25 protein-coding genes are annotated in these 22079 nt (G+C 73.0%); 6 read left to right on the top strand and 19 right to left on the bottom strand.

Annotation, left to right across the window (positions count from 1 at the left end; all coding sequences use genetic code 11):
* Positions 1–3: 3 nt before the first annotated feature.
* The 9 genes from rnc to ACWDRR_RS29035 form a co-directional block, all read right to left on the bottom strand.
* A complete protein-coding gene (gene rnc / locus ACWDRR_RS29075; RefSeq protein ID WP_449775216.1) occupies positions 4–792 on the bottom strand; it encodes a ribonuclease III in 789 nt (262 codons plus the stop codon).
* 20 nt (positions 793–812) lie between these two features.
* A complete protein-coding gene (gene rpmF, locus ACWDRR_RS29070; RefSeq protein ID WP_030056747.1) occupies positions 813–986 on the bottom strand; it encodes a 50S ribosomal protein L32 in 174 nt (57 codons plus the stop codon).
* A 2-nt stretch (positions 987–988) separates the two neighbouring features.
* The gene (locus tag ACWDRR_RS29065) at positions 989–1633 is read right to left on the bottom strand and encodes a YceD family protein (protein WP_449775215.1); all 645 of its coding nucleotides are present in this window, start codon (positions 1631–1633) and stop codon (positions 989–991) included.
* A 151-nt stretch (positions 1634–1784) separates the two neighbouring features.
* Positions 1785–2987: a cell division initiation protein gene (locus ACWDRR_RS29060; RefSeq protein ID WP_449775214.1), complete on the bottom strand. Its 1203-nt coding sequence runs from the start codon at positions 2985–2987 to the stop codon at positions 1785–1787.
* A gap of 199 nt (positions 2988–3186) precedes the next feature.
* On the bottom strand, positions 3187–3675 hold the full coding sequence (coaD, locus tag ACWDRR_RS29055; RefSeq protein ID WP_449775213.1) for a pantetheine-phosphate adenylyltransferase: 489 nt from the start codon (positions 3673–3675) through the stop codon (positions 3187–3189).
* Positions 3676–3724: 49 nt separating this feature from the next.
* Positions 3725–4309, bottom strand: a complete 585-nt coding sequence (gene rsmD, locus ACWDRR_RS29050; protein WP_449775212.1) for a 16S rRNA (guanine(966)-N(2))-methyltransferase RsmD — start codon at positions 4307–4309, stop codon at positions 3725–3727.
* Positions 4310–4475: 166 nt separating this feature from the next.
* Entirely contained in the window at positions 4476–5009 is a 534-nt protein-coding gene (locus ACWDRR_RS29045) for a hypothetical protein (RefSeq protein ID WP_449775211.1), read from the bottom strand.
* A 133-nt stretch (positions 5010–5142) separates the two neighbouring features.
* Positions 5143–7371, bottom strand: a complete 2229-nt coding sequence (gene recG, locus ACWDRR_RS29040; RefSeq protein WP_449775210.1) for an ATP-dependent DNA helicase RecG — start codon at positions 7369–7371, stop codon at positions 5143–5145.
* 103 nt (positions 7372–7474) lie between these two features.
* Entirely contained in the window at positions 7475–9106 is a 1632-nt protein-coding gene (locus ACWDRR_RS29035; protein WP_449775209.1) for a DAK2 domain-containing protein, read from the bottom strand.
* A gap of 299 nt (positions 9107–9405) precedes the next feature.
* Here ACWDRR_RS29035 and rpmB point away from each other — a divergent pair, with 299 nt between their 5' ends.
* The gene (rpmB, locus tag ACWDRR_RS29030) at positions 9406–9591 is read left to right on the top strand and encodes a 50S ribosomal protein L28 (RefSeq protein WP_014138233.1); all 186 of its coding nucleotides are present in this window, start codon (positions 9406–9408) and stop codon (positions 9589–9591) included.
* 156 nt (positions 9592–9747) lie between these two features.
* Here the strand turns inward: rpmB and thiD are convergent, their stop codons facing one another.
* The 3 genes from thiD to ACWDRR_RS29015 all read right to left on the bottom strand — a co-directional run bounded on the left by thiD (position 9748) and on the right by ACWDRR_RS29015 (position 12799).
* Complete coding sequence (thiD, locus tag ACWDRR_RS29025) at positions 9748–10593, bottom strand: bifunctional hydroxymethylpyrimidine kinase/phosphomethylpyrimidine kinase (protein WP_387889280.1); 846 nt, start codon at positions 10591–10593, stop codon at positions 9748–9750.
* A 24-nt stretch (positions 10594–10617) separates the two neighbouring features.
* A complete protein-coding gene (locus tag ACWDRR_RS29020; protein WP_449775208.1) occupies positions 10618–11643 on the bottom strand; it encodes a 6-phosphofructokinase in 1026 nt (341 codons plus the stop codon).
* Positions 11644–11833: 190 nt separating this feature from the next.
* On the bottom strand, positions 11834–12799 hold the full coding sequence (locus ACWDRR_RS29015) for a thiamine-phosphate kinase (protein ID WP_449775207.1): 966 nt from the start codon (positions 12797–12799) through the stop codon (positions 11834–11836).
* Positions 12800–13015: 216 nt separating this feature from the next.
* Between ACWDRR_RS29015 and ACWDRR_RS29010 the strand changes: the two genes are divergently transcribed.
* Together ACWDRR_RS29010 and ACWDRR_RS29005 are read left to right on the top strand one after the other, a co-directional pair.
* Complete coding sequence (locus tag ACWDRR_RS29010) at positions 13016–13249, top strand: Lrp/AsnC family transcriptional regulator (RefSeq protein WP_449775206.1); 234 nt, start codon at positions 13016–13018, stop codon at positions 13247–13249.
* A gap of 20 nt (positions 13250–13269) precedes the next feature.
* The gene (locus ACWDRR_RS29005) at positions 13270–13782 is read left to right on the top strand and encodes a DUF3515 domain-containing protein (protein WP_449775205.1); all 513 of its coding nucleotides are present in this window, start codon (positions 13270–13272) and stop codon (positions 13780–13782) included.
* Between the two features lie 71 nt (positions 13783–13853).
* On the opposite strand, the gene ACWDRR_RS29000 is transcribed toward ACWDRR_RS29005, so the two are convergent.
* The 3 genes from ACWDRR_RS29000 to ACWDRR_RS28990 all read right to left on the bottom strand — a co-directional run bounded on the left by ACWDRR_RS29000 (position 13854) and on the right by ACWDRR_RS28990 (position 16892).
* On the bottom strand, positions 13854–14996 hold the full coding sequence (locus ACWDRR_RS29000; protein WP_449775204.1) for a D-alanine--D-alanine ligase family protein: 1143 nt from the start codon (positions 14994–14996) through the stop codon (positions 13854–13856).
* Between the two features lie 67 nt (positions 14997–15063).
* Complete coding sequence (locus ACWDRR_RS28995; RefSeq protein WP_449775203.1) at positions 15064–16065, bottom strand: NAD(P)H-dependent glycerol-3-phosphate dehydrogenase; 1002 nt, start codon at positions 16063–16065, stop codon at positions 15064–15066.
* Positions 16062–16892, bottom strand: coding sequence for a lysophospholipid acyltransferase family protein (locus tag ACWDRR_RS28990; protein WP_449775202.1), 831 nt, complete (start codon positions 16890–16892; stop codon positions 16062–16064). The genes ACWDRR_RS28995 and ACWDRR_RS28990 overlap by 4 nt, the downstream gene beginning before the upstream one ends.
* Before the next feature lie 218 nt (positions 16893–17110).
* On the opposite strand from ACWDRR_RS28990, the gene cofC reads away from it, so the two are divergent.
* Positions 17111–17842, top strand: coding sequence for a 2-phospho-L-lactate guanylyltransferase (cofC, locus tag ACWDRR_RS28985; protein WP_449775201.1), 732 nt, complete (start codon positions 17111–17113; stop codon positions 17840–17842).
* A 43-nt stretch (positions 17843–17885) separates the two neighbouring features.
* Complete coding sequence (locus tag ACWDRR_RS28980) at positions 17886–18107, top strand: hypothetical protein (protein WP_449775200.1); 222 nt, start codon at positions 17886–17888, stop codon at positions 18105–18107.
* A 190-nt stretch (positions 18108–18297) separates the two neighbouring features.
* On the opposite strand, the gene ACWDRR_RS28975 is transcribed toward ACWDRR_RS28980, so the two are convergent.
* From ACWDRR_RS28975 to leuC, 4 genes are all read right to left on the bottom strand, one after another.
* The gene (locus ACWDRR_RS28975) at positions 18298–19020 is read right to left on the bottom strand and encodes an HU family DNA-binding protein (RefSeq protein WP_449775199.1); all 723 of its coding nucleotides are present in this window, start codon (positions 19018–19020) and stop codon (positions 18298–18300) included.
* A gap of 133 nt (positions 19021–19153) precedes the next feature.
* Positions 19154–19501 carry an SCO5555 family protein gene (locus tag ACWDRR_RS28970; RefSeq protein ID WP_380388343.1) on the bottom strand — a complete coding sequence of 116 codons (348 nt, stop codon included), beginning with the start codon at positions 19499–19501 and terminating at the stop codon, positions 19154–19156.
* A gap of 181 nt (positions 19502–19682) precedes the next feature.
* Positions 19683–20279, bottom strand: coding sequence for a 3-isopropylmalate dehydratase small subunit (gene leuD / locus ACWDRR_RS28965; protein WP_449775198.1), 597 nt, complete (start codon positions 20277–20279; stop codon positions 19683–19685).
* A 5-nt stretch (positions 20280–20284) separates the two neighbouring features.
* Positions 20285–21706: a 3-isopropylmalate dehydratase large subunit gene (gene leuC / locus ACWDRR_RS28960; protein WP_449775197.1), complete on the bottom strand. Its 1422-nt coding sequence runs from the start codon at positions 21704–21706 to the stop codon at positions 20285–20287.
* 230 nt (positions 21707–21936) lie between these two features.
* Here leuC and ACWDRR_RS28955 point away from each other — a divergent pair.
* A partial coding sequence (locus ACWDRR_RS28955; protein WP_449775257.1) for a helix-turn-helix domain-containing protein occupies positions 21937–22079 on the top strand: 143 nt, incomplete at its 3' end.

Raw genomic sequence — 22079 nt, 5'->3', positions numbered from 1 at the left:
TGCTCACGCGCCGGCGGGCAGCCGGTCGGCGTACTTCTCCTTGATCGCCCGCCAGGCGCTCTCCGCGGCCTTCTGCTCGGCTTCCTTCTTCGAGCGGCCGACGCCGCTGCCGAAGTCCTCGCCGGCCACCCGGGCCGCGGCGGTGAAAGTCTTCTCGTGGTCCGGACCGGACTCCTCGACCACGTACTCCGGCACCCCGATGCCCACCGAGGCGGTGAGCTCCTGGAGGCTGGTCTTCCAGTCCAGGCCGGCGCCCAGCTGAGAGGACTCCTCGATCAGCGGGTCGAACAGGCGGTGGACGAAGTCGGTGGCCGCGTCCAGACCCTGGTCCAGGTAGACGGCGCCGATCACGGCCTCGACGGTGTCGGCGAGGATCGACGACTTGTCGCGACCGCCGGTGCCCTCCTCGCCCTTGCCGAGCCGGATGAACGTCCCGAGCTCCAGGCCCCGGCCGACGTCCGCGAGCGCGCGGGAGTTGACCACCGCGGCGCGCAGCTTGGCGAGCGTGCCCTCCGGGACGTCCGGGTGGACGCGGTAGAGGGTGTCGGTCACCACCAGGCCCAGCACCGAGTCGCCGAGGAACTCCAGGCGCTCGTTGGTGGGCAGCCCGCCGTTCTCGTACGCGTACGAGCGGTGGGTCAGGGCACGTACCAGAAGGGCGCGCTCGAGCGTGTACCCGAGGCGCCCTTCCAGAACGTCGTATTCGGTCGAAGCCGGCCCGCCGGCCTTTCCGCCGCCCGAAGTGGCCTTCGGGGCGATGGTCGCCTTGCGGGAAGAGTTACCGTCCGACATCGATCCGTACACCCCGCCGATCAGACCGAGAGGACCTGGCGACGGTTGTACGTGCCGCAGCTCGGGCACGCGATGTGGCCGAGCTTCGGCTCGTGGCAGCGGTCGCACGCCACGAGGGCCGGAACGACGGCCTTCCAGTTGGAACGGCGGTGGCGCGTGTTGCTGCGCGACATCTTCCGCTTCGGAACAGCCACGGCTACTTCTCCTGGTTCTCGGCGGCACCCTCACGGGTGTCGCTGTTCTTGATTCCGTCACCCTCGTCGCCGGGGGCGGCGGAGAGTCCCTGCAGAGCCGCCCACCGGGGGTCGGCGGCGTCGTGGTGGTGCGTCGGGTCGTCGCTCAGGCGCGCTCCGCACTCGGAGCACAGGCCCAGGCAGTCTTCCTGGCACACCGGCTGCAGCGGCAGTGCGAGCACCACCGCGTCACGCAGCACCGGCTGGAGGTCGAAGAAGTCGCCCTCCAGACGGTAAGTCTCTTCTTCCGAGTCCTCGTCGAGGTCATCGGCACCGGCGGTCCGGGCCCGGTGACGCTCGTCGGACTCCGGGTAGTAGTACAGCTCCTGGAAGTCCACGTCGATGTCGTCCTCGACGGGCTCCAGGCACCGTACGCACTCACCCTCGATCAGGGCCTCGGCGGTGCCGGTCACCAGCACGCCCTCGACCACCGACTCCAGGCGGAGCTCCAGCCGCAGCTCGCTCTTCTCCGGGACGCCGATCACATCGATGATCCCGAGGCCCTCGGGGGCCTCCAGGGTGCGGGACACCTTGCGCAGCGAGCCCGGGCGACGGCCGAGCTCGTGCGTGTCGAACACGAGTGGGTCGCGGTGGTCGAGGCGGTTCAAGGTGTCCTGACTTCCTGAGAAAACTGATGCGCGGTGCTGCTCACCGGACGATGCGCGGGCAGACCGACGGGCCCGACACGGAGAGGCCGGAGTGGTCAGACTACCGGAGTCTCCCGCCAGGCCCAACTTCGGTCCTGACCGGCGGGAGGCCTCAGCGGCCGCCGAGCTCCCGGAGCCTGGTCATGTCGATCATGCTGGTGTCGAAGAAGCTGGTCTCGTCCAGACCGGGCTGTTGCTGCTGCTGCGGGACGGCCGGCGGGTTGGCGGGCTGCTGCGGGTACCCTCCCGCGGCCTCCTGCCGGGGCTGCCCCCACGCGTCGTACTGCTGCGCCGGGTAGCCCTGCTGCGGCTGCGGGTAGCCGTAGCCGCCCTGCTCCTGCGCGACCGGGTACCCCTGCGGCTGCTGCTGGGGCTGCTGCCCGTAGCCGTACTGGCCGCCGTACGGATCGCCCTGGCCCGCCGGGTCGAAGCCGCCGCCGTACACCTCGGCGTACTGCCCGCCGGGCTGCTGCGCGGCGGCGTACTGGTCCACCCCGGGGGCCTGCCAGCCGGCCGCGGCCGGGGTCTGCTCCGGCCAGGTCTGCTGCTGCGGCACCTCCTCGCGGTACCACGGCACCTCCTCGCCGTCGGGGTCGGCGGCGAAGCCCGCCGCGACCGCCTCGGCGCGGTTCTTGGCCTGCTGGGCCTGGTCGGCGGCGGCCAGGTAGGCGCCCAGCTCGTCGATCGGGGCCTTGCCGAGCAGCTTGTCGCGGCCCTTGCCGACCGCCTCCAGGGTCGCACTGAGGACGTTCTCCAGGGTGGCGAGCTTCACATCGACGTACTCGTCGACCTCGGGGCTCGGGGTGATCCGCGGCTGCGGCCGGAACTCCTCGCCGTCGCTCTCGCCCTCGTAGCCGGTCTCGAAGACGCTGGAGTCGCCGCGCAGCTTGGTCCGGCCGCGGCCGACCGCACCGAGCGTCTTGGTGAGCACGACCTCGAAGTTGGCGAGCTTGCTGTCCACGTAGTCGTCGGCCTCGGCGCGCTTGGTCTCGACCTCGGCCCGCGCCTCCGCGAGGATGCGGTCCGCCTCGGCCTGGGCCCGGCGGACCACCTCGGTGTCGGAGATCAGCGAACCGCGCTCGGCGTGCGCGCCCTGGATGATCCGCTCGGCCTCGGCCTCGGCACCGGCGACCACCTGCTCGTGGTCGGCCATCACCGACTGGGCCTGGGCCAGCTCGGCGGGCAGCGCAGCCCTGAGGTCCTGGAGCAGACCGACCAGCTCGGCCCGGTTCACCACGCAGGAGGCCGACATCGGCATCGAGCGGGCGTTCTCGACGGCCGCGACGATCTCGTCGACCTTGTTCTGCACGTCCACGGGGCTTCGTCTTTCCGTGTGCCGCCGACGGTCCGGCGGAGGCAGGCCCGGCGCGGTGGACCTCACCGCAGGGCAGGAACACAGACTTTACGGCCACTGCGGGGCGAGGTCACAACGCCCGGACCCGCCCGCCGGGCCGGGCCCGGGACAAGTGGTGACGAATCGGCAGAAACGGACCGGTCGGGCGTCGGCCGGGCCGCTACTGGGCCTTCCGCTGCGCGATCCGCTCGACCAGCCGGCGGTGCACCGTCTCCGGCAGCAGGTGCGAGACGTCGCCCCCGTACGAGGCGACCTCCTTGACCAGCGTGGACGAGAGGAAGCTGTACGTCGGCGAGGTCGGCAGGAAGAGCGTCTCGACGCCGCTCAGCCCGTGGTTCATCTGGGCCATCTGCAGCTCGTAGTCGAAGTCGCTGACGGCGCGCAGGCCCTTGACGATCGCCGGGATGTCCCGCTCCCGGCAGAAGTCCACCAGCAGGCCGAGGTGCGACTCGACCACGATGTTCCCGTACTTGGCGGTGGTCTCCTCGATCAGCGCGATGCGCTCCTCGATGGAGAACATGCCCTGCTTGTTCCGGTTGACCGCGACCGCGACATGCACCACGTCGTACAGCTTCGAGGCCCGCTCGATGATGTCGAGATGACCGTTGGTGATCGGGTCGAACGATCCGGGGCAGACGGCGCGGCGCATGGCGTGGATGCTCCCTCGTGGGGTGACGGGTCCTGCGGGCCTCGGCCCGCTACGAGTGTGGGCGGGCCTCGGCGGCGGCGCGACCGTACCAGAGCGTGCCCTCGCCGTAGCGGCGGGAGCGCAGCACCTCGAAGCCCTCGGGCCAGCCGAACTCGCCGCCTCGGGTGCTGCGCTCCACGGTGACGAGTGCGTCGGCCGCGAGCCAGCCCCCGGCCAGGAGTGTGATCAGCATCTCGCGCACCTCGTCGTCGGTGACGACGTACGGCGGGTCGAGAAAGGCCAGGTCGTACGGGGTCTCCGGGGGCGGGCCCGCGATCACCTTCTCGGCCCGGGAGGCCACCACCACCGCGCCCGGCAGATCGATCGTCCGGACGTTCTCCCGGATCACCCGGGCCGCCTGGCCGTCGGCCTCGACCAGCAGGACGTGCTCGGCGCCGCGGGACAGCGCCTCCAGGCCGACCGCGCCCGATCCGCCGAACAGGTCCAGCATCCGGGCCCCGTGCAGGGTGCCGCGCAACGCCTCCAGCGTGGAGAACATCGCCTCGCGGGCCTTGTCGGAGGTCGGTCGGGTGCTCCGGCCGGGCGGTACGGCCAGCCGGCGGCCGCCGGCCGCCCCGGCGATGACGCGGGTCATGGTGGTGGGAGGTCCTTTCGTCGCTGCCCGACCACGCTATACGGCCCCGAGCGGCCCGGCCGCCCCGAGGCACCGGCCCCTCCGGCCCGGGGTGGGTGCACCCGCCCCGGGCCGGAGCGCCGCGCACCGGGTCGAGCGGCCCGGAGGCGAGCGGGCGAAGATCCGATCAGCTCGCGTCCGCCGCCGGGGGCTGGGCCGGGACCGCCGCGCCGAGCAGCGCCGGCGAGGCGTAGCGGGACCACGAGAGGCAGCCGTCGGGCGGGCAGAACTCGGGGCGGCGCGGGTCGTGCCCGAGCTCGCGCAGCTTGGTACGGACGGAGTCGGGGGTGCGGCCGAAGCGGGCGGCGATCCGGGCGACGGTCTCGCTGTCGTGGAACCGCCGGACCAGCTCCTCCTCGTGCTGCGGCACCCAGGGGGCGCCGTGCCCGGGGTAGAGCTCACGCAGCACGTCGCGGTCGGGGATGGGCTCGGAGACATCGGCGACGATCGCCAGCGCCCGGAGCGCGCGGTTGAGCGCGATCCGCAGCGAGGCGACGTCCTCGACCGGCAGGCGGAGCTTGCCCGAGGCGAGCGGCGCGGCGGCCGCCCCCTCGCGCCAGCCGGTCAGGGTGAGGGTGACCTCGCGGTCGTCGTCGCTGGCGAGTTCGATCCGGAAGACCTTGTCGCCCAGCGGGAGCTCGTTGAGATGACGGAATGCCATGGCAGGACCCCCAAGTGTCGTGCCAGGTACGCACCTTGAGGGTGCGTCCTGAACAACTACATTCTCTCGCGGGGGTCTGACAATCGGGCTCCGCCGGCGGGCGCCCCCAGGGGTGCGGCCCTGCTCCGGTCGGCTATCCCTTTTCCATGTAGGCCGCGCGGTCGGCGTCGAGCAGGCTCTCCAGCGCGGTGCGCAGGTCCGGGTGGGCGGTCAGCTCCGGGTCCGCGGCGACCAGCCGGGTGGCCTCGGCGCGGGCGGTGACGATGACTTCCTCGTCCTCCAGGACGGAGAGCACCTTCAGCGAGGACTTCACCCCGGACTGCGCCTGGCCCAGCACATCGCCCTCGCGCCGCTGTTCGAGGTCGATCCGGGACAGCTCGAAACCGTCCAGGGTGCCGGCCACCGCCTCCAGCCGGGCCCGGGCGGGGCTGCCCGCCGGCATGTCGCTGACCAGCAGGCAGAGCCCGGCGGCGCTGCCGCGCCCGACCCGGCCGCGCAGCTGGTGCAGCTGGGAGACACCGAAGCGGTCGGCATCCATGATCACCATCGCGGTGGAGTTGGGGACGTTGACCCCGACCTCGATCACCGTGGTCGCCACCAGGACGTCCACCGCGCCGGCCGCGAAGCGGCGCATCACCTCGTCCTTGGCGTCGGGTGCGAGCCGGCCGTGCAGGATCTCCACCCGGAGCCCGGCCAGCGGGCCCTTCACCAGCTTCTCGGCGGTCTCGACGACCGACAGCGGGGGGCGCCGGTCGTCGCTCCCGGCGCCCGCGTCCGCCTCCGCGCCGGTGAGGTCCTCCAGGTCCTCGGCCGGCGTGGACCTGCGCTTCTTCTTGGGGTCCGCGGGCTCCTCGTCCCCGATCCTGGGGCAGACCACGTACGCCTGGTGGCCCTTGGCCACCTCCTCGCGGACCCGCTCCCAGGCCCGCGCCAGGAAGTTGGGCTTCTCCAGGGCCGGCACGACATGGGTGGAGATCGGCGAGCGGCCGGCCGGCAGCTGGTCCAGCACCGAGGTCTCCAGGTCCCCGAAGACGGTCATCGCGACGGTGCGCGGGATCGGGGTGGCCGTCATCACCAGCAGGTGCGCCGGCTGATCGCCCTTGGCGCGCAGCGCGTCCCGCTGCTCGACGCCGAAGCGGTGCTGCTCGTCCACCACGACCAGGCCGAGGTCCTGGAACTGCACCTTGTCCTCGATCAGCGCGTGGGTGCCGATCGCGATGCCCGCGTCCCCGCAGGCCATGTCCAGCATCGCCTGGCGGCGGGCCGGGACGCCCATCGAGCCGGTCAGCAGCACCACCCGGGTGCCGAGGTCCGAGCCGCCCAGCAGGCCGCCCTCGGCCAGGTCCCCCATCATCTCGACGATCGAGCGGTGGTGCTGCTGCGCCAGGACCTCGGTGGGCGCCAGCAGGGCGGCCTGGCCGCCCGCGTCGACCACGGCGAGCATGGCGCGCAGCGCGACGAGCGTCTTGCCGGAGCCGACCTCGCCCTGGAGCAGCCGGTGCATCGGGTGCTCGGTGGCCAGATCGGCGGCGATCTCGGCGGAGACCTTGTGCTGGCCGTCGGTGAGGGTGAACGGGAGCCGGGCGTCGAAGGCGTCCAGCAGTCCGCCCTCGCGGGCCCGGCGCGGCTTGGCCGGCAGCGCGGAGTCGGCGGCCCGGCGCTGCGCCAGCGCGACCTGGAGGACGAAGGCCTCGTCCCAGCGGAGCCGGCTCTGGGCGCGTTCGCGGTCGGCCTGGCTGCGCGGGCGGTGGATCAGCTCCAGCGCCTCGGGCAGCGGGATCAGGGCGTGCCGCTCGCGCAGTTCCGCGGGCAGCGGCTCGCCGACGTCGGCCAGGTGCTTGGTGAGCGCGGTCTCGATGCAGATGGAGAGCTTCCAGCTGGGCATCTGGGCGCTGGCGCCGTAGACCGGGATCAGCCGGCCGGCGAACTGCTGGGCGGCGTCCGACCCGGCCTCCTCGTCGAGGAGTTGGTAGTCCGGCGAGACCAGCTGGCGGGTCCGGTTGAAGACGCCGACCTTGCCGGCGAACAGGCCCTGGGCGCCGGTCCGGAGCTCCTTCTGCCGCCAGCCCTGGTTGAAGAAGACCAGCGAGAGCCGGCTGCGGCCGTCGGTGACGACCACCTCCAGGCGGTCCCCCTTGCGGCCGCGGAACGGGATCAGGGTGACCTTCTCGATCCGGGCCAGCACGGTGACGTGCTCGTCGATCTCCAGCTCGTCCAGGCTGGTGAGCTGGCCGCGCTCGACGTAGCGGCGCGGATAGTGGTGCAGCAGGTCCCCGACCGTGCGCAGCTTGAGGCTGTCGGCGAGCACCTTGGCGGTACGGTCGCCGACGAGCTTGGTCAGTGATTCATCGAGAGCGCCCATCAGGCCCTTGTTTACACCACCGGACCGACATTCCGGGCGCCACCCGCTGCCCGGCGGCGCCCGCCGCCCGGCCCACCGCCGCCCGGCCCGCCCGGTCGGCCCGCTACTCCACCCCGATGAGCAGCGGCGCGGACTCCTGGCCGCCGTGGAAGACCACCGCGTCGACCTCCGGCCGCCGGTGCCGGGCGTGCGCGACCAGCCGCTCGGCCAGCTCCTCGTCCGCGCCCTCGCCGAGGATCAGGGTGACGAGTTCGCCGCCCGCGCCGAGCATCCGGTCGAGCACCCGCTCGCCGACCTCGGCCGGGCCGTCGCCGATCACCACCACGTCCCCGTCGATCAGCCCCAGCACGTCCCCGGCCTGGCAGACCCCGGCCATCGTCCAGGACTCCCCCTCGGCGACGGCGAGTTCGGCGTACCGGGTGGCGCCGGCCGCGGAGGTCATGGCGACCACGTCCTCGTCGAACCGCCGGCCGGCCTCGTGCACGGCGAGCGCGGCCAGGCCCTGGACCGGTGAGCGGGTGGGCAGGACGGCGATCCGCACGCCCTCCTCGCGCAGCTGGTCGGCGGCGGCCCCGGCGGCGGCCCGCAGCTCGGGGTCGTTGAGCAGCAGGACGACCTCGCGCGCGCCCGCCCGGCGGACGGCGGCGGCGAGCTCGGCACTGGCCGGCGGGCGGTCCGGGTCGGCGTGCAGGACGACGGCGCCGGCCTGCTCGCACAGCTCGGCCAGGCCCGCGCCGGAGACCACCGAGAGCACCACCCGGGTGCGCTCCTCGTGCTCGCCCCGGCCGTCGGCGGTGCCGGCCCGGGCGGCGGCCTCGGCGAAGTGCGTGATCCGGATCTGGTGCGGCCGGCCGGCCCCGAGCCCGGCCTCCACCGCGGCCCCCGCGTCGTCCACGTGGACGTGGACGTTCCAGAGGCCGTCGCCGCCGCCGACCACCAGCGAGTCGCCCAGCCGGGCGAGCCGCTCGCGCAGCGCGGGCAGCGCCTCGTCCGGGGCGTCCAGCAGGTAGATCACCTCGAAGGCGGGGTGGCCCGGGCCTGGGGGCCGGACGTGGCTCCCGCAGCTCTCGGCCAGCCGAACGTCCCCGCGCAGCGCGACCGGGCCCATCGGCTGGTGGCCGGCCACCGCGTCGGCGAGCGCCCCGAGGACGGCGACCAGGCCGCGCCCGCCCGCGTCCACCACCCCTGCCTCGGCCAGGACGGCGAGCTGCTCGGGGGTGTGCCGCAGCGCGTCCCGGGCCGCCCGGTAGGCGGTGTCGGCGACCTGGCCGAGGCCGTCGCCGGCCCGGGTCGCCTCCCGGGCGGCCACCCGGGCGACGGTCAGCAGCGTGCCCTCGACCGGTTCGGCGACCGCCTGGTAGGCGGAGTCGGCGGCCCGCTGGAGGGCGGCGCGCAGCTGGTCGGCGCCGCCGCCCCGGGCCAGCTGCTCGGCGGTGCCGCGCAGCCACTGGGCGAGGATCACGCCGGAGTTGCCCCGGGCGCCGACCAGCGCGCCGCGGGCCATCGCCCGGGCCGCCTCGGCGAGACCGGGGGGCGGGCCGCCCGCCGGGTCGGTGAAGCGGCTCTCCACCGCGGCGGCGGCGGACTCCACGGTCAGGTAGAGGTTGGTGCCGGTGTCACCGTCCGGGACGGGGTAGACGTTGAGTGCGTCGATCTCCTCGCGGGCCTGGCCGAGCGCGCGCAGGGCCAGCTGGCACCAGCTGCGCACGGCCGGGGCGTCGAGCGTGGTCAGCACCAGGTCTCCTCCGGATGGGACGCCGTGGTGGCCTGACGGGCGGCGACACGGTCAGGGCAGCGGCGAGGGGTGATACCGGCAGGTTATCGGGGGCCGGGGGCGGCCGCCGGAAGCAGCGAGCGCAGCGATCACCTGCGCGGACGTGGTAGTTTCGTTGAACGGAAGCAAGCGTTGTATGCTCTTCCGGTTGCCTGGAACAGTCCAGGCTCACCCCTTTGATCCGATCTGGTTCACGTGAGTGCTCCGGTGGGTTGGCGGGGTTTCGAACGTAAATGATCTGAAGTCTTGGAGTGACTCCTGTGGCTGCCAACTGCGACGTCTGCGGCAAGGGGCCGGGCTTCGGCAACAGCATCTCCCACTCTCACCGCCGTACCCCCCGTCGTTGGAACCCCAACATTCAGACGGTGCGCGCTGTGATTGGGCGGACGCCGAAGCGGCTCAACGTCTGCACCTCGTGCATCAAGGCCGGTAAGGTCTCGCGCTGACGCGCAGACCGGTAAGCCGGTCCTCCAGGAAGCCGGTCCATCCTCGGATGGGCCGGCTTCCTGTTTCTCGGACCGGTCGGTTCCTCCGGGCTTGCCCGGAGGACGACCACGGGCGGGCCCTCGGGCCCGCCCGTGGTCGTTCGCGGACCGGACCGCTCAGCGCCAGCGCCAGGCGTGGTCGACCGGGCCGATGCCCGCCCCGAGCGCGAAGCCGCCGGCGATCGCGCCGGTGATGTAGGCCTTCGCCGAGGCCACCGCCCCGGGCAGCGGCTCGCCCTTGGCCAATCCGGCGGCGATGGCGCTGGCCAGCGTGCAGCCGGTGCCGTGGGTGTGCCGGTTGTCGTAGCGGGGTGCCCGGTACCAGTGCTCCTCCCCCGCCCCGCCGTACAGCAGGTCGGCGGCCTCGCCCTCCAGGTGCCCGCCCTTCACCAGCACCCAGCGCGGCCCGAGGTCGAGCAGGGCCTTGGCCGCGTCGAGCATCTGCGCCTCGTCCTCGACGGTGCGCCCGGTGAGCTGCGTCACCTCGTGCAGGTTGGGCGTGGCGAGGGTGGCGACCGGCAGCAGCTTCTCCCGGACGGTGGCGACGGCCTCGGCGGCCAGCAGCGCGTCGCCGTGCTTGGAGACGCCGACGGGGTCGACCACCACCGGGGCGTCCACCCCGGCCAGCAGCTCGGAGACGGTCTCGACCAGCTCGATCGAGGCGAGCATGCCGGTCTTCACGGCCTGGACCCCGATGTCGTCCACCACACTGCGGAACTGGGCCCGGACAGCCTCGGCCGGCAGCTCCCAGTACCCCTGGACGCCGAGCGAGTTCTGCGCGGTGACGGCGGTGATCACGCTCATGCCGTGGACGCCGAGGGCCAGCATCGCCTTGAGGTCGGCCTGGATGCCGGCGCCGCCGCCGGAGTCGGAGCCGGCGACGGTGAGCACCCGCGGGGGTGCGGTGGAGGGGCCGGCCGGGGGGCGGCCGCCGGGAGCGGGGGCGGAAGACGGGAGGGACATGGGGCCCAACCTACCCGCGCCGCCTCAGAGCACGGCTTCGGACTCCGCCCAGCGGTCCTGCGGCACGGTCTTGAGGTGGGTGACCGCCTCCGCGACCGGCACCAGCTCGATCTCGTTGCCGCGCAGCGCGGTGAAGTGGCCGAAGGCACCCTTGTGGACGGCCTCCACGGCGTGCCAGCCGAAGCGGGTGGCGAGCACCCGGTCCCGGGCGGTGGGGGTGCCGCCGCGCTGGGTGTGACCGAGGATGACCGGCCGGGCCTCCTTGCCGAGCAGGTTCTCCAGCTCGTTGGCGAGCCGGTTGCCGATCCCGCCGAAGGTCCGGTGGCCGAACTGGTCGACGGCGCCGTGGTCGAAGCGCATCGTCCCGGGCATCGGGGCCGCGCCCTCGGCGACGGCGATGATGGCGAACTTCTTGCCCCGGGAGAAGCGGTCCTCGACCATCCGGGCCACCGCCTCGATGTCGAAGGGCTTCTCCGGGATCAGGATGCCGTGGGCGCCGCCCGCCATCCCGGCGGTGAGGGTGATCCAGCCGGTGTGCCGGCCCATCAACTCCACCACCATCACGCGCTGGTGGGACTCGGCGGTGGTCTTCAGCCGGTCGATCGCGTCGGTCGCGACGTGCACGGCGGTGTCGAACCCGAAGGTGACGTCGGTCGCGTCGATGTCGTTGTCGATGGTCTTCGGCACGCCGACCACCGGCAGGCCGGCGTCGCTGAACATCTTGGCGGCGGTCAGCGTGCCCTCGCCGCCGATCGCGATCAGCGCGTCGATGCCGATGTCGCGGGCGAGGGTCTGCGCGTTGTCCACCGCCCAGGCGATCCGGTCGCGCTGCACCCGGGCCGAGCCCAGGATGGTGCCGCCGAGGGTCAGCAGTCCGGTGACGTCGTCGTGCGAGATCGGCCGGGTGCGACCCTCGATCAGGCCGAGGAAGCCGTCCTCGATGCCGACGATCTCGTCGCCGTGCACATCGGTTCCCCGGTGCACCACGGAGCGGATCACCGCGTTGAGCCCGGGGCAGTCGCCGCCGCTGGTCAGGACACCGATGCGCATGGTGGCTGTGCTCTCCCGCTCCGCAGTGGTTCAGACCACTCGCGCGTGGACGCGGGTGGGCCCGGTTGAGCGCAAGCCTACGCCGTCCCCCGGCCCGGGCCCGTGCGCCGCTTCGCCCGGAGCGTCACGCGCCGACCGGGTACCGGGGTGACGACCGGGCCGGGCCGACCGGGCCCCCGGGTCACTCGGGTCACTCGGCGAAGTGGTCCCAGCCGCCGACCCGGTCCCAGGGCTCGCCGTCCACCGTCACCCGGCCACCGCGGGACGGCCGGGCCCGGCCGGTCACCTCGCCCACCACCCGCCAGCGGGCGGGCAGTTGGACGCCGCGCGGGAAGGTCGCCACGATCGCGTGGTCCTCGCCGCCGGAGAGCACCCAGACCAGCGGGTCCACCCCGACCGCCTGGCCGATGTCGGCCATCTGCGCCGGGACGTCGAAGTCGGCGGCCCGCAGGTCGATGTCCACCCCGCTGGCGCGGGCGACGTGGCCGAGGTCGGCCACCAGCCCGTCGCTCACGTCGACCATCGCGGTCGCGCCCAACTCGGCCCCGGCCGGACCCGCGTGGTACGGCGGCTCGGGCCGGCGGTGCGCCTCGACGAAGGCGCGCGGCGAGCGGAAGCCGCGCTGCAGCACGGTCAGCCCGGCGGCGGACCAGCCGAGCCAGCCGGTGACCGCGACCACGTCGCCCACCTGGGCCCCGGCGCGCGTGATCGGCGCGCGCCCCTGGAGATCCCCGAGCGCCGTGATGGCAAGGGTGATGACGTCGCCGCGGACCACGTCACCGCCGACCACCGTCGCACCGGCCACCTGGCACTCGTCGCGCAGCCCGTCCATCAGCTCGGTGGCCCAGGTGGTGGGCAGATCGGCGGGGGCGACCAGGCCGAGCAGGATCGCCGTGGGGACCGCACCCATCGCGGCCACGTCGGCGAGGTTCTGGGCGGCGGCCTTGCGGCCCACGTCGTAGGCGGTCGACCAGTCCCGGCGGAAGTGCCGGTTCTCGATCAGCACGTCCGTGGTGGCGACCACCCGGCCGTCCGGCGCCTTCACCACCGCGGCGTCGTCGCCCGGACCGAGGTCGACCGCGTCGGTGAGCGGTACCCGGGCCGTCAGCTCCCTGATGAGTCCGAACTCGCCGAGCTCGCCCACGGTCCCCTGCATCTGCCGTCCTCTCGCGTTTCCATCGGAATCAGAACTCGTGCCCCCCGCTCCCCCGCGCGCAGCGTACGCCCTCCGGCGGTGCGGAAGTCTCCCCTCCCCGGCCCACCGCGCGGTAGCGTGGTGATCGGAATGCCGGTGAGCCCGTTCCCCACCCCCGACGCCCGAGCGGGCGATCACGGCGCCGTCCCCCGTACCCAGCCGCCGGGAGGTCCCCCCGTGGTACAGGCATACATCCTGATCCAGACCGAGGTAGGCAAGGCCACCGCCGTGGCCCAGTCCATCTCCGAGATCCCCGGCGTCCTCCAGGCCGAGGACGTGACCGGCCCGTACGACGTGATCGTGCGGGCCGAGGCCGAGACCGTGGACGACCTCGGCCGCCTGGTCGTGGCCAAGGTCCAGCAGGTCGAGGGCATCACCCGCACCCTCACCTGCCCCGTGGTCCACCTGTAAGCCCCGGCTACCATCGGCGAGTGGCCCGAGAACTCCGTGTCCCTCGCTTCCTGATGTCACTGCCGGCCCCCGTCCGGTGGCTGGCCCTGCCTCTGGCGCTGAGCTGCACCGTCGTGGTGCTGCTCGGCAGCTGGAGCGCGCCCCCGAAGATCGAGGTGCCGACGCCCACCGGCAAGGCCGCCGGGTACTGCCAGGCGCTGGCCGCGGCGCTGCCGCAGGAGCTGCTCGGCCACGCCCGCAAGGACCCGTCGCCCGCGTCCCCGTACGTGGCCGCCTGGGCCAGCTCGCCGCGCGTCGTCCTGCGTTGCGGCGTGGACCGGCCGGAGGAGCTGAACGGCGAGCACGCCAAGGACCTCTCCCCCACCATCGACGACGTCACCTGGTGGACGCAGAAGCTCGACGACGGCGGCTACCGCTTCATCACGACGCTGCGCCGGGCGAACGTCGAGGTGACCGTCCCCGGCGGGGCCTTCGCCAACCCGCTCGACCCGGTCTCCGCCCTCAACGGCGCGGTGAAGGCCAACATCCCGTAGCGGTCGGGACGGCAGCAGGGCGGTCCGGGAACTCCCGGACCGCCCTGCTGCGTACTGCGTGCTGCGTGCGCCTAGCGCAGACCGGTCGAGCGGCGCAGCGCCGCCTGCAGCAGCCGGTCGATCAGCTCCGGGTACGACAGCCCGCTGGCCTCCCACATCTTCGGGTAGGCCGAGATCGGGGTGAAGCCGGGCATGGTGTTGACCTCGTTGATCATCCAGCTGCCGTCGTCCAGCAGGAAGAAGTCCACCCGGGCCAGCCCCTCGCAGCCGAGCGCCTCGAACGCGGCGACCGCCTGACGGCGGATCTCGGCGAGTTCGGCCCCGGCGAGTTCGGCCGGGATGCGCACCTCGGAGGAGTCGATGTACTTGGCCTCGAAGTCGTAGAACTCGAAGTCGCCGCCGACCAGGACCTCCGCCGGGACGCTGGCGCGCGGCCCGTCCTCGAACTCCAGCACCCCGCACTCGATCTCGCGGCCGGAGACCCCGGCCTCGATGATCAGCTTCGGGTCGTGCCGGCGGGCCTCCTCGATCGCGGCGTCCAGGTCGGCGAGGTCCTTGACCTTGGTGATGCCGATGCTGGAGCCGGCCCGGCAGGGCTTGACGAACAGCGGCAGGCCGAGCTGCCCGACCCGCTCGCGGACGGCGGCGCGGCCGGCCTCGCTCTCCCACTCCCGCGGCCGGACGATGGTGTACGAGCCGACGCCCAGACCGTGCGAGGCCAGGACCCGCTTGGTGAACTCCTTGTCCATGCCCACCGCGCTGGAGAGCACGCCGTTGCCGACGTAGGGCACCCCGGACAGCTCCAGCAGGCCCTGCAGCGTGCCGTCCTCGCCCCAGGGGCCGTGCAGCAGCGGGAAGACCACGTCCACCTCGCCGAGCACCTTGGGAGCGGCCCCCGGCTCGCTCCAGACCACCTCGCGGCTGTCCGGGCTGACCGGCAGCACGACCTGGCCGTCGACGGCCTCGCTGACCTGGGCGACGTCCGGCAGCCGGCCGTCGGTGATGGCCATCCGGGCCGGATCGTCGCTGACCAGCGCCCAGCGGCCCTCGTGGGTGATGCCGATCGGCAGCACGTCGTACTTCTCGCGGTCGATCGCCCTGAGCACGCTGCCCGCGGTGGACACCGAGATGGCGTGCTCGGAGCTGCGACCACCGAAGACGAGCGCTACGCGCGGCTTCGCGGACGGATTCGGGGGGGTCTGTTCGATGCTCATATCGGGTTTGAGACTACCGTGCGAGGTGTTTCCGGAAAGTCAGCCACCCGGCCCGCGCGCGCCGGTGTCAGTGCCGCTCGGCCTTGGCCGAGCGCGACATCAGCACCTGCAGCGCCTCCTGGGTGGGGCGCCCGTTGTGCACCACGTCCACCACGGCCTCGACGATCGGCATGTCGACGCCGCTGCGGCGGGCCAGGTCGAGCACCGACTCGCAGGACTTGACGCCCTCCGCGGTCTGCCGGGTGGCCGCGATGGTCTCGGCGAGCGACATCCCCCGGCCCAGGTTGGTGCCGAAGGTGTGGTTGCGGGAGAGCGGCGAGGAGCAGGTCGCCACCAGGTCGCCCATCCCGGCGAGCCCGGCGAAGGTGTACGGGTCGGCGCCGAGCGCCAGCCCGAGCCGGGTCGTCTCGGCCAGGCCCCGGGTGATCAGCGTCGCCTTGGTGTTGTCGCCGAGCCCCATGCCGTCGGCCATGCCGACCGCCAGCCCGATCACGTTCTTCACCGCCCCGCCCAGCTCGCAGCCGATCACGTCGGTGTTGGTGTACGGGCGGAAGTACGGCGTGTGGCAGGCCGCCTGGAGGCGCTTGGCGACCGCCTCGTCGGTGCAGGCCACCACGGACGCGGCGGGCTGCCGGTTGGCGATCTCGCGGGCCAGGTTGGGGCCGCTGACGACCGCCACCCGCTCCGCCCCGACCTTGGCGACCTCGGCGATGACCTCGCTCATCCGCTTGGCGGTGCCGAGTTCGATGCCCTTCATCAGGCTGACCAGCACGGTCTGCGGCTCGATCAGCGGGGCCCAGGCGGCCAGGTTCTCGCGCAGCGTCTGGGACGGCACGGCGAGCACCGCGAAGTCGGCGCCGGCCAGCGCCACCGCCGGGTCCACGGTCGCCCGGATCGACTCGGGCAGCGGGACGCCGGGCAGGTAGTCCGGGTTGACGTGGGTGGTGCCGATCGCGTCCGCCAGCTCCTGCCGGCGCCCCCAGAGCGTGACCTCGCAGCCGGCGTCGGCCAGCACCATCGCGAACGCGGTCCCCCAGGACCCCGTTCCGAACACGGCACATCGGGTCACTTGCCGGCCTCCTCGGTTCCGTTCTTGCGCGTGCCGGCGGCCCGCTGCCGCTCGGCCGCGGCCGCCGCCGCCCGGTGCCGGGCCGCCGCGCGCATGTCGTAGCGCTCGGGCGGGGGCTCCTCGCCGCGGATCTCGGCCAGCACGGCGGTGATCGCCTGCATGATGTCCTCGGTGGCGTCCCGGAGCACCTGGGCGGTCAGCTCCTGGCCCTCGTACTTGCTCAGGTCCACGGCCGGCCCGGCGGCCACCGTCACCCGGTGGCGCGGGAACAGGTTGAACCGGCCCTTCCCGGAGCCGCCCCGGCCGTACGGCGGGATGATCTCGTGCGCGCCCCAGTGCGCCACCGGGATCACCGGCGCGCCGGTCATCAGCGCGACCCGGGCGACCCCGCTCTTGCCGGTCATCGGCCACAGGTCCGGGTCCCGGGTGAGCGTGCCCTCCGGGTAGAACTGGACGCACTGGCCGTTGTTCACCGCGTCGATGGCCGCCCGGAACGCGTGCGCGGCGTCGGTCGACTCGCGGAACACCGGGATCTGCCCGGTCTTGCGCAGCATGAAGCCGATGAACGGGACCGAGAACAGCGAGGACTTGCCGAGGATGCGCGGCGGCCGCCCGCTGTTGTACTGCCAGTGCGCGTACACCACCGGGTCGATGATCGAGTTGTGGTTGACCGCGGCGATGAAGCCGCGCTCCTTCGGCAGGTGCTCCCAGCCCCGCCAGTCGGGCTTGACCAGCGCGGTCGTCACCGGCTTCACCAGCACGGCCGCGAAGCGGTACCAGATGCCGTAATCGGCGTTGCCGAAGCCGGCGTACGAGCGGCGGGCCACCCCAGGTCCTCCTCATCCGGTGCGGCACGTGGGGTGCCGCAGTCTCTCGCCTCCCGCGGCCCCCGTCGGACGGGGCCCGGGCGCGGAACAGTCTCGCCCGACCGCGAAGCGGCTGTCGAGCAACCCCGCCAGCACGTCGGGCGGGCGTGACCAAACGCACGTCCGCACAGTTCGGACGGCCTGGCGAGGGTTCCGGCACCGGCGTCACAATGACGCCGATGACCCAGGACACCGTACGCCCCAGCGGGCCCGTCGCGCCCCCCGCACCCACCGCCGGCTGGTCGCTGGTGCTGCCGCTCAAGCGGCTCGCCCTGGCCAAGACCCGGCTGGCGCCCTTCGCCGGGCCGCACCGCGCGGACCTGGCGCTCTCCTTCGCGCTGGACACCGTGACCGCCGCGCTGGCCACTCCGGGCGTGTCCCGGGTCCTGGTGGTCACCCGGGACGCCGGGGCGGGCGAGCGCCTGGCCGCGCTCGGCGCGGTCGTCGTCGGCGACGAACCGGGGGGCGGCCTCAACGACGCACTGGCGCACGGCGCGGCGGCCGCGCTGGCCCTCGCCCCGCGCGCCCCGCTGGCCGCGCTCTCCGCCGACCTGCCGGCCCTGCGCCCGGCCGAACTGGCCCGGGTGCTGGCCGCCGCGGGGCCGGCCGGCCGGGCGTTCCTGGCCGACGCCCCCGGCCTCGGCACCACCCTGCTCGCCTGCACCCCCGGCAGCCCGCTCGCCCCCGCCTTCGGCGACGGCTCCCGGGCCCGGCACGCGGCCGGCGGCGCCCGCGAACTGCGCCTGGACGGCGTGGATTCGGTGCGCCGGGACGTGGACACCGGCGCCGACCTCGGCGAGGCGCTCGCGCTCGGCGTCGGCCCGCACACCGGCGCCCTGTCGGCCCGGCTCGCGGACGCGCTCGGGCTCCCCGCCACGACCCGCTCCGGGAGCCCGCGCGGGCGGCTCTGAGCTGCCGCCCGGGCCTGTCGGTGCTGCTCGCTATGCTGCTTCCATGCAGGCCACCGCGTTCACCTTCGACCCCGCCACCCGGGCCGGCTCCGTGCTGCTCGACGACGGGACCCCGGTGCCGTTCGACGCGGCCGCCTTCGACGCCGGCGGCCTGCGGCTGCTGCGCCCCGGCCAGCGGGTGCGGATCCGCACCGAGGGCGCGGGCGAGGCCCGCCGGGTGGTCTTCCTGACGCTGCAGACCTTCCCGGACCCGGCCGAGGCCTGACCTCGCCCCTCGCGGGCGCCCCGACGGCTCCCCCCGGTTCTCCCGGCCGGCCCGGCAGACCACGACCCGGCCGAGCGGCCGGGTGGACGGCCCGATCCGGCCCCGGCCCGGAAAACGGAAGAGCCGTGGCGGCCCGACCACCCGGAATTCCGGGAGGGGGTGCGCCACGGCCCTGAATGCCGTCCGACGACTACTTCGCGCTGGTCTTGCGCGCGGTGGTCTTGCGGGTGGCGGTCTTCTTCGCGGGAGCCGTCTTCTTGGCCGTGGCGGTCGCCTTCTTGGCGGTGGCCGTGGTCTTCTTGGCGGCGGCCGTGGTGGCCGTCTTCTTGGCAGCGGCGGCCGTCTTCTTCGTCGCGGCGGCCGAGGTCTTCTTGGCGGCGGCGGCGGTGGTGGTCTTCTTGGTGGCGGTCGCCTTCTTGGCAGCGGTCGCCGTGGTCTTCTTGGCGGCGGCCGTGGTCGCCGTCTTCTTGGCAGCGGCCTTCTTGGTCGCGGCGGCCGGGGTCGCGGCGGCGGCGGCCGAGGCGGCACGCTTGGTGGCGGCGCGCTTGGCGGCCGGGGTCGCGGCGACACCGCTCTTGCCCGGGGTGAGGGAGCCCTTGGGGGCCTTCTTCACCGAGGGGCCTTCCTTCGGCAGCTTCTTGCTGCCGCTGACCAGGTCCTTGAAGCCCTGGCCGGGACGGAAGCGGGGCACCGAGGTCTTCTTGACCTTGACCTTCTCGCCGGTCTGCGGGTTGCGGGCGAAGCGCGCGGAGCGCTCCACCTTCTCAAAGGTGCCAAAACCGGTGACCGACACCCGGTCACCGGCCACAACGGCGCGGACCATGGTGTCGAGCACTGCGTCGACGGCCTCTGCGGCAGCCTTGCGACCGCCCAGCTGCTCGGCCACCGCTTCGACAAGCTGAGCCTTGTTCACGTCTTCCCCTTCGGAAACGGGCGCCGGATGATTCCATCCGTTCATTTCGCACGTTAGGTATGTATCTGCGGACTTTCAATTACCAAACGCGCGAATCACCCTAGTGTCGCAATGGATTTGCGCGTCGGCGACCTCAGGCGACGGGCGGGCGCCCCTCGTCGAGGTCATGCACAAAGCGACTCAACCGCCTTGCCGCCTCCGGAAGATCGCGCTTGGCGGCCTCGGTGACGATGAGGAGTTGACGGGTGAGAGCGGTCTTTGCATCGGCAGACACGTTCAGCGCATGCACGCGGGCGTGAGCTTGCTTCAACCGCTCGGCCACAAGCGCGTAGAGCGCTGCGACTTCCGGGTCGTCCGGCCCCTCAGCAGGTGAGGTGGCGGCGTCCGGCCGATCGTCAATTCGGCGTTCGGATCCCCGGCCCGTGGACTCCGGTGACGCGGGTTCGCCGCCCGCGTACGGAGGTTCATGGTGCCGGTGCATGTACTGATTGTGCCATCTACCCGCAGTTGTGCTTGCGCGGGGCCTCTGCGGCAATGCCAAATCGGCAATCGGGGGCCGGCTCCGGCGGGTAACTCCGGGCCCGGAACGGCGGATGGTCCGCCCCCCCGAGGGGAGGCGGACCATCCGGTGGAACGTCAGAATGCTTGTTCTCCCGGGGCGCTCAGGCGACCGGAAGAGTGCGCGGCTTGAAGGCGGGCCGGGTCTGTTCGAAGGCCGCGATGTCGGCCTCGTTCTGCAGGGTGATGCTGATGTCGTCCAGGCCGTTCAGCAACCGCCAACGGACATTGTCGTCCAGCTCGAAGGCGGCCGTGATGCCCTCGGCGCGCACCTCGCGGGCCTCCAGGTCGACGGTGATCTCGGCCGTCGGGTCGGCCTCCACGAGCTCCCAGAGCCGCTCCACCGTCTCCTGCGGCAATACGACCGTGAGCAGGCCGTTCTTCAGCGAGTTGCCGCGGAAGATGTCGGCGAAGCGGGACGAGACGACCGCGTGGAATCCGTAGTTCTGCAGCGCCCAGACGGCGTGCTCGCGGGAGGAGCCGGTGCCGAATTCGGGGCCGGCCAGCAGGACGGTCGCGCCCTTGTGCTCGGGCCGGTTCAGGATGAACGACTCGTCCTTGCGCCAGGCCTCGAACAGGCCGTCCTCGAAACCGGAACGAGTGACCTTCTTGAGCCAGTGGGCGGGGATGATCTGATCGGTGTCGACGTTGCTGCGGCGCAGCGGGACGGCCCGGCCGGTGTGGGTGGTGAACTTCTCCATGCTGCTCAGGCCTCCACAGCGACGTTGGACGAGAGATCGGCGGGTGCGGCCAGTCGGCCGAGCAGCGCGGTCGCGGCGGCGACCTGCGGCGACACCAGGTGGGTACGGCCGCCCTTGCCCTGACGACCCTCGAAGTTGCGGTTCGAGGTCGAGGCGCAGCGCTCGCCGGGGGCCAGCTGGTCGGGGTTCATGCCCAGGCACATCGAGCAGCCCGCGTGGCGCCATTCGGCACCGGCGGCGGTGAACACCTTGTCCAGGCCCTCCTCGACGGCCTGGAGCGCGACCCGCACCGAGCCGGGGACGACCAGCATCCGCACGCCGTCGGCGATCTTCCGGCCCTCCAGGATGGCCGCGGCGGCCCGCAGGTCCTCGATCCGGCCGTTGGTGCAGGAGCCGACGAAGACGGCGTCGACCTTGACCTCGCGCAGCGGGGTGCCGGCCTCCAGGCCCATGTACTTCAGGGCGTTCTCGGCGGCGGTCCGCTCCTGCGGGTCGGCGAAGGAGGCCGGGTCCGGGACGTTGGCGCCGAGCGGAGCGCCCTGGCCCGGGTTGGTGCCCCAGGTGACGAACGGGGTCAGCCGGGTCGCGTCGATGAAGATCTCGTGGTCGAAGACCGCGTCCTCGTCGGTGCCCAGGGTCTTCCAGTACTCGACCGCGGCGTCCCAGTCCTCGCCCCGGGGCGCGTGCGGGCGGCCCTGCAGGTAGTCGAAGGTGGTCTGGTCCGGGGCGATCATGCCGGCCCGGGCGCCCGCCTCGATGGACATGTTGCAGATGGTCATCCGGGCCTCCATGGAGAGGCTGCGGATGGCCGAGCCGCGGTACTCCAGGACGTAGCCCTGGCCGCCACCGGTGCCGATCTTGGTGATGATCGCCAGGATCAGGTCCTTGGCCGTGACGCCCTCGGGCAGCTCGCCCTCGACGGTGATCGCCATCGTCCTGAACGGCGCCAGCGGCAGGGTCTGGGTGGCCAGCACGTGCTCGACCTGGCTGGTGCCGATGCCGAACGCGAGGGCGCCGAAGGCGCCGTGGGTGGAGGTGTGGGAGTCACCGCAGACCACGGTGGTGCCCGGCTGGGTCAGCCCGAGCTGCGGGCCGACGACGTGCACGACGCCCTGCTCGACGTCGCCCAGCGAGTGGATCCGGACGCCGAACTCGGCGGCGTTGCGGCGCAGCGTCTCCAGCTGGACCCGGGAGACCGGGTCGGCGATCGGCTTGTCGATGTCCAGGGTCGGGGTGTTGTGGTCCTCGGTGGCGATCGTGAGATCGGTCCGGCGGACCGTGCGTCCGGCCAGCCGGAGGCCGTCGAAGGCCTGCGGGCTGGTCACCTCGTGGAGCAGGTGCAGGTCGATGAAGAGCAGGTCGGGCTCGCCCTCCGCGCGCCGCACGACGTGGTCGTCCCAGACCTTCTCTGCGAGTGTCCGTCCCATCGGATTCCCTCCAGCCGGCCGCGTTGCCGGCCTTCTCGTGTCATCGGGGTCACTGCTTCCGCCGCCCTGTGAGGCGCGCCTGCGTGACCTGCACGCCGGATCGGTGTCCACCATGCGGACACTCTGTTGAGGCCGCATCCTGGATGTCTCCCGGGCTGCTGCATCCAGAGTGGCGCTTTTCGCGGAAGATTGAACTTGCGTCTCGCGGAATGAGACTGCAGTCTTAGGGCATGGACAACTCTAGCGGCGTCGGCGTTCTCGACAAGGCCGCTCTGGTGCTGAGCGCACTGGAGTCGGGCCCCGCCACGTTGGCGGGGCTGGTCGCCGCCACCGGTCTGGCGCGGCCCACGGCCCACCGGCTCGCCGTCGCACT

This window comes from Kitasatospora sp. NPDC003701, from assembly GCF_053587085.1.
The sequence above is the reverse complement of the archived record's forward strand: the minus strand, read 5'-3'. Positions and strand labels throughout refer to the sequence as shown.

Bases quoted from the DNA above. Each gene is read 5' to 3' on its own strand.
- rnc (WP_449775216.1), bottom strand. From the start codon at position 792: ATGTCGGACGGTAACTCTTCCCGCAAGGCGACCATCGCCCCGAAGGCC.
- coaD (WP_449775213.1), bottom strand. From the start codon at position 3,675: ATGCGCCGCGCCGTCTGCCCCGGATCGTTCGACCCGATCACCAACGGT.
- rsmD (WP_449775212.1), bottom strand. From the start codon at position 4,309: ATGACCCGCGTCATCGCCGGGGCGGCCGGCGGCCGCCGGCTGGCCGTA.
- ACWDRR_RS29045 (WP_449775211.1), bottom strand. From the start codon at position 5,009: ATGGCATTCCGTCATCTCAACGAGCTCCCGCTGGGCGACAAGGTCTTC.
- recG (WP_449775210.1), bottom strand. From the start codon at position 7,371: ATGGGCGCTCTCGATGAATCACTGACCAAGCTCGTCGGCGACCGTACC.
- thiD (WP_387889280.1), bottom strand. From the start codon at position 10,593: ATGTCCCTCCCGTCTTCCGCCCCCGCTCCCGGCGGCCGCCCCCCGGCC.
- ACWDRR_RS29020 (WP_449775208.1), bottom strand. From the start codon at position 11,643: ATGCGCATCGGTGTCCTGACCAGCGGCGGCGACTGCCCCGGGCTCAAC.
- ACWDRR_RS29015 (WP_449775207.1), bottom strand. From the start codon at position 12,799: ATGCAGGGGACCGTGGGCGAGCTCGGCGAGTTCGGACTCATCAGGGAG.
- ACWDRR_RS29000 (WP_449775204.1), bottom strand. From the start codon at position 14,996: ATGAGCATCGAACAGACCCCCCCGAATCCGTCCGCGAAGCCGCGCGTA.
- cofC (WP_449775201.1), top strand. From the start codon at position 17,111: ATGACCCAGGACACCGTACGCCCCAGCGGGCCCGTCGCGCCCCCCGCA.
- ACWDRR_RS28980 (WP_449775200.1), top strand. From the start codon at position 17,886: ATGCAGGCCACCGCGTTCACCTTCGACCCCGCCACCCGGGCCGGCTCC.
- ACWDRR_RS28970 (WP_380388343.1), bottom strand. From the start codon at position 19,501: ATGCACCGGCACCATGAACCTCCGTACGCGGGCGGCGAACCCGCGTCA.
- leuD (WP_449775198.1), bottom strand. From the start codon at position 20,279: ATGGAGAAGTTCACCACCCACACCGGCCGGGCCGTCCCGCTGCGCCGC.
- leuC (WP_449775197.1), bottom strand. From the start codon at position 21,706: ATGGGACGGACACTCGCAGAGAAGGTCTGGGACGACCACGTCGTGCGG.